At 39.7% G+C, this 14035-nt stretch carries 12 protein-coding genes; 2 read left to right on the top strand and 10 right to left on the bottom strand.

What is annotated here, in order from left to right:
• The first annotated feature begins 97 nt into the window (after positions 1-97).
• Positions 98-721, top strand: a complete 624-nt coding sequence (locus PTI45_RS21625; protein ID WP_069329651.1) for a DJ-1/PfpI family protein — start codon at positions 98-100, stop codon at positions 719-721.
• A gap of 62 nt (positions 722-783) precedes the next feature.
• On the opposite strand, the gene PTI45_RS21630 is transcribed toward PTI45_RS21625, so the two are convergent.
• The 8 genes from PTI45_RS21630 to PTI45_RS21665 all read right to left on the bottom strand — a co-directional run bounded on the left by PTI45_RS21630 (position 784) and on the right by PTI45_RS21665 (position 8495).
• Positions 784-1641: a carbohydrate ABC transporter permease gene (locus tag PTI45_RS21630; protein ID WP_425415586.1), complete on the bottom strand. Its 858-nt coding sequence runs from the start codon at positions 1639-1641 to the stop codon at positions 784-786.
• Between the two features lie 13 nt (positions 1642-1654).
• Positions 1655-2563, bottom strand: coding sequence for a carbohydrate ABC transporter permease (locus PTI45_RS21635; protein WP_069329652.1), 909 nt, complete (start codon positions 2561-2563; stop codon positions 1655-1657).
• A gap of 116 nt (positions 2564-2679) precedes the next feature.
• Positions 2680-4041, bottom strand: coding sequence for an extracellular solute-binding protein (locus PTI45_RS21640; RefSeq protein WP_069329653.1), 1362 nt, complete (start codon positions 4039-4041; stop codon positions 2680-2682).
• Between the two features lie 95 nt (positions 4042-4136).
• Positions 4137-5453, bottom strand: coding sequence for a glycoside hydrolase family 125 protein (locus PTI45_RS21645; RefSeq protein ID WP_069329654.1), 1317 nt, complete (start codon positions 5451-5453; stop codon positions 4137-4139).
• 176 nt (positions 5454-5629) lie between these two features.
• The gene (locus tag PTI45_RS21650) at positions 5630-6811 is read right to left on the bottom strand and encodes a GntR family transcriptional regulator (protein ID WP_069329655.1); all 1182 of its coding nucleotides are present in this window, start codon (positions 6809-6811) and stop codon (positions 5630-5632) included.
• A gap of 240 nt (positions 6812-7051) precedes the next feature.
• A complete protein-coding gene (locus PTI45_RS21655; RefSeq protein ID WP_069329656.1) occupies positions 7052-7270 on the bottom strand; it encodes a cold-shock protein in 219 nt (72 codons plus the stop codon).
• 106 nt (positions 7271-7376) lie between these two features.
• Entirely contained in the window at positions 7377-7577 is a 201-nt protein-coding gene (locus PTI45_RS21660; protein ID WP_069329657.1) for a cold-shock protein, read from the bottom strand.
• A 366-nt stretch (positions 7578-7943) separates the two neighbouring features.
• Positions 7944-8495 carry a DUF6985 domain-containing protein gene (locus PTI45_RS21665; protein ID WP_069329658.1) on the bottom strand — a complete coding sequence of 184 codons (552 nt, stop codon included), beginning with the start codon at positions 8493-8495 and terminating at the stop codon, positions 7944-7946.
• 141 nt (positions 8496-8636) lie between these two features.
• Between PTI45_RS21665 and PTI45_RS21670 the strand changes: the two genes are divergently transcribed.
• Positions 8637-9719 (top strand): GGDEF domain-containing protein, encoded by a 1083-nt coding sequence (locus PTI45_RS21670; protein ID WP_069329659.1) that lies wholly within the window; start codon positions 8637-8639, stop codon positions 9717-9719.
• Positions 9720-9793: 74 nt separating this feature from the next.
• Here PTI45_RS21670 and PTI45_RS21675 read toward each other — a convergent pair whose 3' ends face one another.
• Positions 9794-10771, bottom strand: coding sequence for an aldo/keto reductase (locus PTI45_RS21675; protein ID WP_069329660.1), 978 nt, complete (start codon positions 10769-10771; stop codon positions 9794-9796).
• A 209-nt stretch (positions 10772-10980) separates the two neighbouring features.
• Positions 10981-13698 carry a copper amine oxidase N-terminal domain-containing protein gene (locus tag PTI45_RS21680; protein WP_069329661.1) on the bottom strand — a complete coding sequence of 906 codons (2718 nt, stop codon included), beginning with the start codon at positions 13696-13698 and terminating at the stop codon, positions 10981-10983.
• Between the last annotated feature and the right edge of the window lie 337 nt (positions 13699-14035).

Raw genomic sequence — 14035 nt, forward strand, 5'->3', positions numbered from 1 at the left:
AGAATCTAATGAATACATTCAAAAATCACTGACATACTGTTGTCAGTATTAGAAAGCTATGATGAATTAAGAAAACATAGATTACTAGGAGGAAAAAATGAAATACGCTTATGCTTATATACTCGATTCGATGGCAGATTGGGAACTTGGTTATGTGATAGCTGAACTTAACTCAGGTCAATATTTTAAAGATAAAGGAAGTCGTATTCCTGTTAAATTGGTAGGAGCCTCCAAACATTCGATCAAGACAAAAGGAGGGATGACTATTGTTCCTGATCTACTTGTAGAAGATATCACACATGATACTTCAGCCATACTACTTCTACCTGGAGCAGATACATGGAAAGACCCCATACACTTACCGATGATCGAAAAAGCAAAACAATTGCTAGATAAAGGTGGCAATGTTGCTGCAATATGTGGAGCGACCACAGCGCTTGCCGATTCAGGTCTATTAGATGATCGTGCACACACAAGCAACGGGTTGGAGTATTTGACTATGTTCTGTCCTGATTATAGAGGAGCTGCCCATTATAGAGACGAAAAAATCGTTGTAGATGGTAATCTTATTACTACGAGTGCCGCAGGTGGTATTTTGTTAGCACGTGAAGTGATTGCCTTGCTAGATGTATTTAAAAAGGAAACGTTAGAAGCATGGTATACCTATTTCACTACAGGCGACAATAAATATTTCTATACTATGATGGAAACATTAGCTTAATAAAAAAACATCTTCTATATTAAAAATAGAAGATGTTTTTTTAACTTTTTATCTGCCTACAATCAACCTTTATTCGCTCCACCAAAGCTAAATCCTTGAGACATGTAATGCTGTCCAATAATGTATAAAGCTACGGCTGGAATCGTATAAATGATCGAGAACGAAGCAAGCGTACCATATTGTACCAGACCATTTTGCCCGAAGTATTGATAAATCGTAACTGCGGCAGGCAATTTCTCTGGACTTTGCAATAAAATAAACGGAACAAGGAAATTTCCCCAGCTTCCCGCAAAAGCGAAAATACCTACGGTAAAAATACCGGGTAACATCAACGGTACAACAACTAGCCGAAGTGTAGTCCAGATTGAAGCTCCATCGACCCATGCCGCTTCTTCCAGTTCAAGAGGCACAGAGTCCATAAAATTCTTCATCATCCAGATCGAATACGGAAGCGCCGATGCTGTCAAAAATAAGACGGTAAAAAAGAGCGAATCCTGCATTCTAAAATAGATAAAAAATTGATACACAGGAACCATTACTGCTGTAATTGGCAAGCCTGTAGCGAACAGAATAATATACATAAATGAACGCTTGTACTTCAATTGATAGCGGGACAATGGATACGAAGCCAGTCCAGCCACAATCACAACCAACAAAGCTTGACCTACTGCCAGTATCAATCCATTGCCAAATGATTTCTGATTATCGGTATTAGTAACAGTAGAAACGTAATTATCCAACGTCAATGCACTTGGAATTTTGAGCGCTAATGTTGCATTTTGATCAAGCGATGCAAACAATAACCATAACAATGGTAATAGAAATAACAAACCAATTAGAGAGAGAATAATATAAGGCAACGTGCGCGCGATCACAAACCGATTCATTTTACGCCGTTTGCCAAGATTTAGACTGCTCATGGTCTCTCCTCCTTTATAACTTCACTTTCAACATTCTCATGTACAATAGACTGGCTACAATCCCGATCACTAGCAACATTAGCGAGATTGCTGTGCCATAACCTAACTGATAATTTACAAAAGCTTGATGATACATATAGATTGGCAACGTCTCAGTCGCCATACCCGGTCCACCACCGGTCAACGCATAGATTAATGTAAATGAACCGAGTGTCTGTAGCGTAACCAGTACCATATTGGTAGTCACTGATCCGATAATCATCGGTAACGTAATACGAATCATACGTTGCCATGCCGAAGCACCATCGATCATAGCTGATTCTTCGACTTCTTTAGGGACATCTCCTAATGCCGCTTGGAATACCATCATAGAAAAGGCTGTTCCATGCCAGATATTAGCGACAATCACTGATACCATTGGAAATGTATACAACCATGCCACTGGCTTCATCCCTAGCGATTCAATTGCCGCATTGACTGTCCCTGTATCGTTCAAAAAAGCAAACCATACAAACGCACATACCACTTCGGGAGCGACCCAACCAGCAATAACAATCGAACCAATCACACTACGGAACCACTGTTTGCGACCATTCATCAATACAGCGATAATAAAGCCCATCACCTGTTGCCCGATCACTGCGGAGAAGATTAGAAAGATAAGGGTATTCCACACAGAAGTCCGAAAGTTAGCATCCTGAAACATATATTTAAAGTTCTCGAACCCGATAAATTCCGTTTTGGCTGCTGTTGCACCTGTAAGTGCCATATTCGTAAATGCAAAATAAAAGGTTAAAATCGTCGGTACAAAAAAGAACAGCAACAAAAGCAACCAGCTAGGCGATAAAAATAAAGCTGCCCGCCACTGCTCACCACCTCCGTTGCGTTTGGGTTTGGACACACGCGGATGTGACGCTTCCATCTGGATTCCTCCTTTAAACACAGCCTTCTATCCTCACGAGCAGATCAGGCTGATCGGCTATACTCTGCCGTTACTCAACCTGATCTGCCAGCGGATAGATGAAATGATAGGTTACTTTATTTGGTCTCTGTTTTATCTGCGCCTACACTACGTTCTACACTTTGCGCATATTGAGTCATAGCGTCTTGAGGGCTAGCTCCTTGGGTAACTACTTTTTCAACCATTTCTTGAATAGCTGTAGAAACGACAGGATAATCAGCAGTACTTGGACGAACATGAGTATACGTAATGAAATCTGCGGCTTTGGCATACAACGTGCCCGGTTGCTCGCTATACTCTTTGTCTTTCGCTACATCAAGGCGAGGTGTTAAAGCACCGTCTAACATCGCAAATTCTTTATTGTGCTTTTCATTGATCGCCAATTGGATAAATTCCCAACCCAATTCTTTTTCAACAGATTTGGCGCCTACAGCAAGTGTCCATCCACCGGACATAGAAGTGAATCCAGGTGCTTGTCCATTTTCGGTTGGCATTTTTACAAAATCATAGACGTCTAATGCTTCTGGCCATGGTTTGCTTCCTGAAGCTGCCCATGTTCCTGTTAACCAGTTACCATTTAGCGCGATAGCTACTTTTTGATTTGGCATTAGATCCGTTTCTAACACTTGCCCTGCTTGTGCAGTCAGTACTTGAGACAGTGGTGGTCCAAAGCCATTGGAATAGATATTGTTAATAAAGTTAAGTGAACTTAAGATACCCGGACTTTGTGTGATCCATTTACCATTTTCATATAATGGATTGGCTGTACCGTATAACAACATTTCAAATGTCTGCATCGTTGTAGCTTCTTGCCCAGCTTTACCGGAGTTCATCCAGAACGGAATAATATCTGGTAATTTCTCATGAATCGTCTGGGAAGCTGTCAAAATGTCTTGCCAGTTTTTAGGTTCCCACGGTACGGGTAATCCTACTTTTTTAAATAGTTCTTTGTTGTAATACAATCCACGTACATCTGTCGAAAAGGGGACGCCATACGTTTTATCATCTTTTCCTTTCGCTGCGGCTTTGATCGCTTCGTTAAAATTACTCCAATCTGACCAGCTATCTACTTTAAGCGGTTCCAAATATCCTGCTTCGCTATCTGCATTGATCATAAAAGAATCTTCAGCCAGTACTTCAGGAGCGCTACTTGGATCAGACATCAATAAAGGAATTTTAGTCGCATATTGGGCTCCTTGAATCGGTTGCAGTTCAACGGTTACACCCGGATGTGCTTTCTCAAATTCTGTTTTCACACTGGTTAGCCATTTGCCCCAGTTATCCGTTTCATTCCATTTTCCATAAGCGACTTTAACGACTTTGTTAGAAGAGTCTCCACCTGAAGCACTCGTTCCTGCACTGTTATTCGAACAAGCTGCTGTTAAAACGGTCAGACTTACCAATAAACCTGTCATCCATTTGCGTTTGCCTTTTGCCATTGTTATCGCTCCCTTATCGTTGGTTCTGGGTACAACATCATGTGACATCTAAGGTGTAATTTAAAATATGGCTTGATACTGATCGCTGATCTAATTTAGGATGACTGAATTTTACCGCTCGGCACCGTATACCCGCAGTAGGTTAAGATCACTTCGCTAAATAACGAATTGGCCCATGAAAACCATTCACGTGTATACTCCTCCGGTCGATCCATATGAAAACCTTCGTGTAAAAAATCAGTACCTGCATCTGTCTGTTCCAACGTGTGTAATAAAGAAAGAATTTCTTGTTGATCTTGGGATGTTAAAGCTTGCATCGCTAATGAAATATGCCATATATAATGAGGAGGAGTGTGAGGACTACCAATCCCTTGAGCAGCTGTACCGCTGTAATAATAAGGATTGTGCTGACTGAGTATAAACTTTCTTGTATTTTGATACAGTGGATCATCAAGTGCGCAATATCCTAGATAAGGAAGTGACAGTAAGCTAGGTACGTTCGCATCATCCATCAGATTGTGATTGCCCAGACCATCTGTCTCATACGCATACATCCGTCCGAATTCTGGATGATCTACAATCCCATATTGCTCGATACCTGCTTGAATCTGTGTTTTTAACAAAGAGGCTTTGACGACCCATTCCTGATCTTGATACACTTCGCTTGCGATCTGTTCCATATAACCGAGTACCACGACAGCAAACATATTCGAAGGAATCAAATATCCGTACTGACAAGCATCATCACTTGGACGAAAACCTGACCATGTCATGCCTGTAAATCCTACTGGATTACCTTTACCTTCATGTGGAAGCGTATCTGATTCAGGGCAATCTACACGTTCAAAGGTGTAAGGTGACTGTTCACTATGCCTCTGTTCTGTATGCCATAATGTCATAATAATATGACAAGCTTTTTGAAAATGTTCTTCGAAATGATCGGTTCTTCCTGTCGTGCGCCAGAGTAGATAAGCTAACTGAATCGGGTAGCAAAGCGAATCAATCTCATATTTACGTTCCCAGATCCATGCGGTCATCTGTGTCTTGTCTTCTTGATGTCCATTGTTATTGGCTTCTTCGTTAAAAGCATTGGCATACGGATCAAGATGAATATAATGTATCTGCCGCTTGACTACATTAGTAACGAGATCGCTTAACGCTTCATCTTTATTCGCCAGTATCAGATAAGGTCTGACCTGAGCTGCTGAATCTCGCAACCACATCGCTGGAATATCCCCTGTAATCACAAATACGGTTCCATCTTCTAAAGGCTTGAGCGTCGTCGTCAATGTATTACTGATCCCATTTTTGAACATTCGTGCAAGCTTGGGACGTTCTTGTAAATGTTCTTCGACCTCTGTAATTAATTGCTGGACAGATAATGGCAATACTCCATCTCCTATATCATTCATTGCAATCCTCCCTTTTTTAAGCGCTTACATTTATAGCTATATAATAGATCACAGCTTATTAACATGTCAATACATTATATTATGTTATTAAAGAAAAATATTAAGAACTATAAATGTATAGATATACAAAAAAGATGTATCCTCTGTATAAGCAAGATACATCTTCTAAACATAACTTATAAACGAACAGACGCTTTGGTCACGGAATGACCATGAACCAGATTAGCTTGTAACGAAATTTTACTCGGTAATGTTGCTCCTTCGATCAGTGCGAGTACATTTTCGATCGCCAGTCTACCTAACGATTGTTGGTCTTGTTCCATATGTGTAAACGGATATAACGCCGCACTGGCTTGAGGACTATCAAAGCAGATAATCGAGATATCTTGCGGTATATGAAGTCCCATATGTTCTATCGCTTCTTTGGCAAATAACGCTAGTTCATACTGCATAGCAAAAAGAGCCGTAATCTGTGGATGAGCTTCAATCATTTGTTGAATCATATCTACATTGTGTTGTACCAATACTTGTTCATCTTCTTCTTGATTACTATTCCAGTGCATATCGGTAAGCCATGAAGAGCGATCCAGTACAACTCCACGTTCAGCATGAGCTTGTACAAATCCTTCTATTCGTTCTTCAATCGCTACATTATCAGTCACTTTGGAGGTTAATAATGCTATATGACGATGTCCTTGATCCAACAAGTAATGTGTGCCAAAGCTTGCTGCTGCTACATTATCGGTACTAATCGACGTCGAATCGATGCCTTTGACATAACGATCAACCAGTACATGTGGAAAACGATCAATCACTAATTTTAGAATTTCAGAATTAAAAATCTGTCCGCGAGTTGGATAAATAATCAAGCCATCGACACCATAATCTCTTAACATCCGAATCGCATTTTCTTCAATATCAGTCTGTGAAAAAGAAAGTCGTAACATCAAATACACACCCATTTTCTGAGCGGTTCTTTCCATCTCGACCAACATTTCTTTCCCATAACTGTCACTGAAATCTTCCATAATCAATCCAAGAACAATCTGATCACTTGCTGTACGTAATCTAGTGTTATAATCATGTTTGCCAGCTTCAGCAGGTTCAATAGCTTCTATATGATTGCCATTATGAATAACAAAAGAACCTCTACCCGGTTGCCGTACAATGTATCCATCTTGTACTAACATGTCCAGTGCTTTTTTGGAAGTAATACGACTCACTTCAAATTGTTCCATTAATTCTTTCTCTGATGGAATCTTATCGCCTATTGTATATTCGCCTGAATGTAGACGATCACGTAATGTTAAATACATCTGCTCATATCGAGGTTTGAGCGATATTGAACTATCTGCCATACGATCACCTTCAATTTAGATTTACTATTATCATTTAGTATACTATGTTATATCATTTATGCAAAGAGGGATAGACTAAATATTTGGAATCTAATTATTATTTTTGGTTGTTTATGTAAAAGTATCCTCTTTAGTAGTCATAATGTCTATTAAAAAAAGCATTAGTCTACCTCTGGATTATGATCATCCATCAGTAAACTAATGCTTTTTTATGATTCTTACATAAACGTTCCATAAGAATTAACGCTTTTTGTTGGGTCTACTATAGCTTGTATTATCCAACACCGGCAATTCTTTTTGAGCGCGGGTCATGGGCGACTTGCATTGTGAACAAACCGGTACATCTGCAAGTGCAAAGTTATCTCTCATCCATCCTTTGCAATCTGGATTCGTACATTCCCATATATCGGTCATTGCTGTAGGAATCTCTTGCGATGGATTTTTCCGTGAATAGTACATGTGTAGTCCCCTCCCAGTAGTAATATCTATTTGTTCTTGCACAAGTTGCAAATATTTGAATAAAAAAACACCCTTAACTAACGTTAAGGGCGTCTTATAAACTGAATTACAGTTTTACAACGTTCTCAGCTTGTGGACCACGGTTTCCTTCAACAACGTTGAATTCAACGCGTTGACCTTCGTCCAAAGTTTTGAAACCGTCGCCAGTGATAGCAGAAAAGTGAACGAATACGTCGCTTCCGCCTTCAACCTCGATAAAACCAAATCCTTTTTCTGCATTAAACCATTTTACTGTACCTGTTTGCATTGTAGTACCTCCAAAGAAATTAAATTTACATGACCTTCTTTATTCAGAAGATTAACATCCGATAAAATAGAATAATCACATATTGTACAAGGCTCTTTGCCTTCCCATATAACAACCCTCTACAATATGTGAGTACCAGTCACGTTTTCGTTACTCTTATTATAACCGATTGCACGAATAAATACAACGTCTTTATCAGGTAATTTTTGTAATTTCACTAAACCGCATCTTTCATCTTAGATGGTGACATTTTTCGTCAGCAATCGCTAAGGTCATAAGGCTCACTTTATACTTATACCAGAGCATACAGAACTGAATCGCTTTCAAGCAATAAATGTAAGCGTATACTTTTAAAGTCAATTGTCTTTAATCTATATCATAAGCTGTATAAAAACTGCTCACATGAACAGGTTGATGATTGACCATTTTGACTCCTAATCCATGTTCTGTGTCCCATGTGCAATGAAAATTAAGGTAATACGTATCCCCAGATGGTGAATCTCCGATCAAAAAGCCTTGAAGTGTAATATAATCTGCAATTTGATTAACATTTTGGATATACGGAATCGATTGATCTCTTTCTTCTATTGTTGCAGGATCTTGCGGATCAATTTGCCAGGCTTGACGATATTGTTCTTCGATGTGTTGATAATGGTTGAATATAGCTTGTAATACTGGCTCCTGAATAGATTCGCAATGTTCTATATAATGCTCCCATAACTGTTGCTGTACTATAGAAGGAGCTGTTAGATGCTCAATCTCCTCTTCATTCGCAATACTCTGTATAAATTCAACATGAATGGCTAGCTGCTGATTCTTTATGTGCAAAGAATATTCGCCTTCAAAAGTCACCTCTTCTGTTACATCATATGCATAATCTTCTAGGGTGAGTTGTGAATACCATGTAGAATCGATCATCTATGAATACCTCCTATTTCAATGATATTTTTTATTTTGGTAAAGCTTGTCTTTTCTTATGATCCTATAATGATTTATACTTGTCTTTACATGAATGTGCAAGATTGCACATCTTAAATCTTGAGGCTGTATGGTGATGTTATGAATAAACAGTCCAAATGGATACATCAGTTTTTCAAAGTATACTGGATTGTCATTGGTGTCCACTTTTTCTCTCAGTGGGGTTCTTTTGTCTTTTTAGATTATGACGATGATGCTTATCATTTCTATATCTATATTCTAATTATGCCTACTCTTTTGATGAGCTTAGTCACTTTGATTACAAGATGGATATATATCCGTTGGAATCATTTATCTTTTTACGTGTTATTCAGTGCAAGTACGCTAATCACATGGACGATTATTTATCTCAACTATGATATTCGTATTATTACAGCACTATGTTTGTTACCGATCTTATCAGCTGTTGTCTTTTTCAGACGTCGCTTGTTATGGATTCCTTCTGTATTACAGCTTATCGCATTCACTTCATTGTATCTAGCCGATTCACATTTTCGCAACTATCTCTCGTCCTTTGACGTTATCGCTGTCATTTCTTTTATTATTGTAAGTACGTTTATCGCTCATATTATTGTAGCTAGCGGTATAGAAATTCTAGCTGATTTGCAGTTAACCATGTCTGCCAAGCAAGATCTAATTGTCAAAAATGCTATTATGAGCAAGCTTTCCAAAACAGATGGTCTGACTAATCTGTATAACCAGATTTCGTTTCGAGATTATTATAATACGGCTTTTGATTATGCGACCAAAGGTGCTAAGCTTCATCTAGCATTGATCGATATTGATGATTTCAAAGTCATTAATGATACGTATGGTCATCAAGCAGGAGATACTATTCTTGGTAAAGTCTCTCAAGTGATTCAGCAACATATGTCTTCTAGCGATATAGCAGCTCGCTATGGTGGCGAAGAATTTGCACTGCTTTTGTTCGATCAGACATTTGAAGAAGCGTATGCACTGGTTGAAAGTATACGAAGTAGTGTTGCCGAATTACAACATCTTGAAATGAATGGGAAGTCCGTTACTGTCAGTATTGGACTGCAAAGTTATGGCTCGGAGAAGACCAAAGAGCAACTCTTTGAACAAGTCGATACGTATCTGTATGAGGCAAAGCGTACGGGTAAAAATAAAACAGTGACTGCTCCTCATACGGAAGTAAGTTAAGTCACCAAGGTATAATAAACAAAAACACTCCAATCCTTCTGTGCAAAAGGGTTGGAGTGTTTTTTTGATTTATATTAGAATCCTGTGACAGGATGCGGAATATATGATTCTTCCAGACGGTTGATCTCGTCTTCTGTTAATACTATATCTACAGCAGCCACAGCATCTTGTAAATGATGTAACTTGGTTGCTCCTACAATTGGTGCGGTAATCGGCTCTTTTTGCAATACCCATGCTAGAGCGACTTGTGCGCGTGGAATATCACGTTCCGACGCAATCTCTGCCACCCGTTCTACCACTTTACGATCGGCTTCAGCACTTGCTTGATAAAGACTTTGGCCAAAGCTATCACTTTCAGAACGTGAAGTCTCTTCTTCCCAATCCCGGGTTAAGCGGCCGCGTGCCAATGGACTCCACGGAATAACACCGATGCCTTCTTCTTTGCATAAAGGAAGCATCTCACGTTCTTCTTCTCGATAGAGCAAGTTCACATAGTTCTGCATCGAGACAAAGCGTGCCCAGCCATTTTGCTTGGAAATATCTAAAGCTTTCATAAACTGCCATGAAGCCATAGATGAAGCACCAATATATCTTGCTTTCCCTGCTTTGACAACATCATTAAGAGCTTCTAGTGTTTCTTCTATAGGTGTATTCGGGTCCCAGCGATGAATCTGATACAGATCTACATAATCGGTTCCCAGACGTTGTAGACTGTGATCAATCTCCGCCATAATGACTTTGCGAGAAAGTCCTCCACCATTAGCTCCCTGACGCATTTTGCCATGGACTTTGGTAGCGATAACGATCTCATCTCGGTTTGCATACTCTTTGAGCGCTTTTCCGACGATCTCTTCACTTGTACCATCTGAATACACATTGGCTGTATCAAAAAAATTAATCCCTGCTTCCAAAGCTTGCTTGATAAAAGGACGACTGCTCTGCTCATCTAAGGTCCATGGATGTGCTCCACGATCAGGTATTCCATAACTCATACATCCCAAACAAATTCGCGATACATCGAGACCGGTACGACCTAACTTTACATATTGCATCAATGTCCCTCTTTTCCGCCCTGAGGCAAGTTTGCATGATCTAGCGAATAGATAGATGTTTACTTACTTATCATAACCAAAAATAGACATATTGAGCCACATTATTTTGATATCGCTAGCGATCTTTATCCAATCTGGAAATAGGAAAAAAGCAAGCTCTTTCGGTGAATACCGATAAAAGCTTGCTTAAAAAATAATCTTTTTTTCTTTTATTGAGTGATCATTTGAGCTTCTCTAGAAGCTACAGAGAGAGCATTGATTGTAGCTGAACGTCCATCAGCAATCGATAGAACAAACGCTTTGTACGTCACTCCTGAGCGAATAGCAGCACCATTTACATCTACATCTGTGGTTGTAAAGGCCCACTCGCTATATACCCCTTGCGTTACTGTCTTATAATTGCGTTCACTCACACGATTCGCATCTGCCAATGAGAAATTACTTGAGCTTGCAGACGGTACTAACATTACAGCATAGTTAGCAATACCGTTTTCACCTGCTGGTTTGGAGAATGTCACTTTGATTCCTCCATTAGTTGCACTAGCATTAATATTAGTCACTGGAGCAACCGTTGATGACTTGATCGTAAAGTCATTAGATGCGCCAGATAAGGTGTTAACCGAGCGTACCGAACCATCTGCTACGCTTAATACATAGACACGATAAGCTACCTCTTTCACAATCGTATTTCCGTTGTAGTCTTTCGTACTTGTGGTTAAAGCTTGTGTCACTTTAGTCGCTGTTTTGGCAATACGTGTATAATTGGCTGCGGCTGTATTGTTAGCTGTAGTGAGATTAAATGAACCGGCTTGGTCTGCACGTACTACATAGACACGATATTCCGAAATACCTGTATCATTAGCCGGTACAAAACTAAATGTAATATCAGATGCTGTATTAGTCGAAGCGCTATTGGTAGTCGCTACGTTAGTTACAGCTGATGTTGCGCCATTCGATGTTAATGTAATAACAGAAGATGCACTAGATAATGAGTTATTGCCAGAAGCACTACCTGTACCTGTTGTTAAGACAAACACCTGGTAATTGGTACCATTTTTAATAAGGTCACCGTTTACATCTTTTGATCCGGCACTGAACGCAACCGTACGATTCGAACCATTTTTGCTGATTTGCAAATAGTTAGAACTGGATACGCTATTTGCTGTAGAAAGATTGAATTTGCTCGCATTAATTGATTTAACGACCATAACACGATAATTATTCACTAATCCTTCATCACTTGCTTTGTTAAATGTCACTTGTAGATCGCGTCCATCTCCATAATCGCTAATATCACTAACAGCGATGCCACTCACATTGCCTACCGTCCGATCACCTGTCTCTAGTGTCAGTGTAGAAGATGCGGAAGATAAGCTATTCGCATAAGAACCTGAACCAAGCGCCATCACATAGATACGATAAGGTACATCATTCACAATCGTGTCTCCACCACTGTCTTTAAGCGATGTTGCTAGCGTCACAGTGCGATCGCTACCTGTTTTGGATACATCGATGTATCGACTAGATGCCAGACCATTAGCAGTCGCAATATCAAAATCTCCAGATACTTTACTTCGAACAACAAATACACGATAGCCACTGATTTTGGACTCTTCAGAAGACTTGGTAAAAGTCACTTGAATATCGCGTCCGTCGGCAAAATTACTTACATCTTCTACTTTAGTGATAGAAGGTGCTTCTACTGTACGTCCTAATGTTAATGAATTAGAACCTGCGGATATTCCAATATTATCGCCACCACTTGTGATCGAGATAACAAATACAGTATAGGCTGTTCCTGTTGTAATCAACTCACCAGATGTATCACGCGTTGTGTTCGTCAAGCGTGTAGTCGGGTTAGAGCCTGTTTTGTTAATCGTTGTATAGTTAGAATTGCTTATTTTAGCTGCTTCTGTTGTGCTAAAGCTTCCTGCACTTGTTGTTTTTACAACAAACACACGGTAATTGCTTAATTTACTCTCATCGCTTGCTCTGGTAAAACTGACTGAGAAATCTCGTCCATCGCCATTGTCAGAGACATCACTTGCTTTAACATCTGTAGCTATCGCAGAAGCTGTAGCCACAACGCCCAAAGATACGTTCGGTGAACTTACAGATAACGAGCTGTTATATCCACTTGCGCCTACTGCCAATACATAGACACGGTAATTTACATTTTTCTGAATCAATGCGCCGTCTGTATCACGGGCTTGAGGCATTAATGTGATTGTATAATTACTACTGCCTTGCGGAATGCCTGTATAATTCGCCGCAGGCACTGCTAATGCTGTATTGACGTTAAATGTATTACTATTAGCTTTGACTACCAGAATTCGATATTGACTGATTCCTTTAGTGCTAGCAGAAGCCGGAAAGCTAATTTCTAAATCATTTCCATTTCCTTGTTGTCCTACAACTTTGGCATTTACATAAGGTACAGGTGAGATAGAAGTCGATGGAGTGGTTGGTGTAGTGGGTGTGGTCGGCTTGGCATTCGTAGTCGTAATACTCACGGTCTTCGTAGATGCGTTCCAGCCTACTTTCTCGCCTAACGATTCACTAACAAAGCGTAACGGTACAACCGTTCTTCCTTTAATCGACTTAGCAGGTACATCCAACGTAACCTTTTTGCCATTGATCGTTGCTGTTCTAGATCCTAGCGGTAATACAATGGTTGTGCCATCTTTGATTGCAGTGACTGTTTTGGTACTTTGCTTCCAAAGTACTTTCGCGTCTAACGCTTCGAAAACACCTCTTAATGGTACCATCGTCCGATTCGCTGACATTACAGGTGCCTGATCTGTTGTTAGCTGAACTCCATCAATTGTAATTTTAATAGGTGTTGCTGCGCTGACGGATGGTGTATGTAGACCTCCGCTTACCGTCAAAGCTGTAACTAATACTGCTGAACAAATCTTCTTTTTCATTTGTATTCATCCTCGTTCCCCCGAAATAGTGCCAAACGCTATCTGCCAAGCTTGTCTTTTATTCCCCGTCTATTAGACGCACACCGCTCCTGAAAAGTTTCCATGTTTGTTTATTTATTTTGGAATCCTTTCACATGGATAAGTAGGATCTGTGTGTGCATATCTATCGACTATATGTAAGTTATCATCGTTACCTCTATCGAACAACCAAATCTTCGTCATAAATTAGCAACAGTTTTTTAATGATTATCGAAGTTATGATCATTATTTACAAGTTGGATACAATTGGCATTTAAGTTAGATACATTTAACGAGTAAGATAAAGGCAAGACAAACA

Source organism: Paenibacillus nuruki, assembly GCF_001721045.1.
GTDB classification, from domain to species: domain Bacteria; phylum Bacillota; class Bacilli; order Paenibacillales; family Paenibacillaceae; genus Saccharibacillus; species Saccharibacillus nuruki.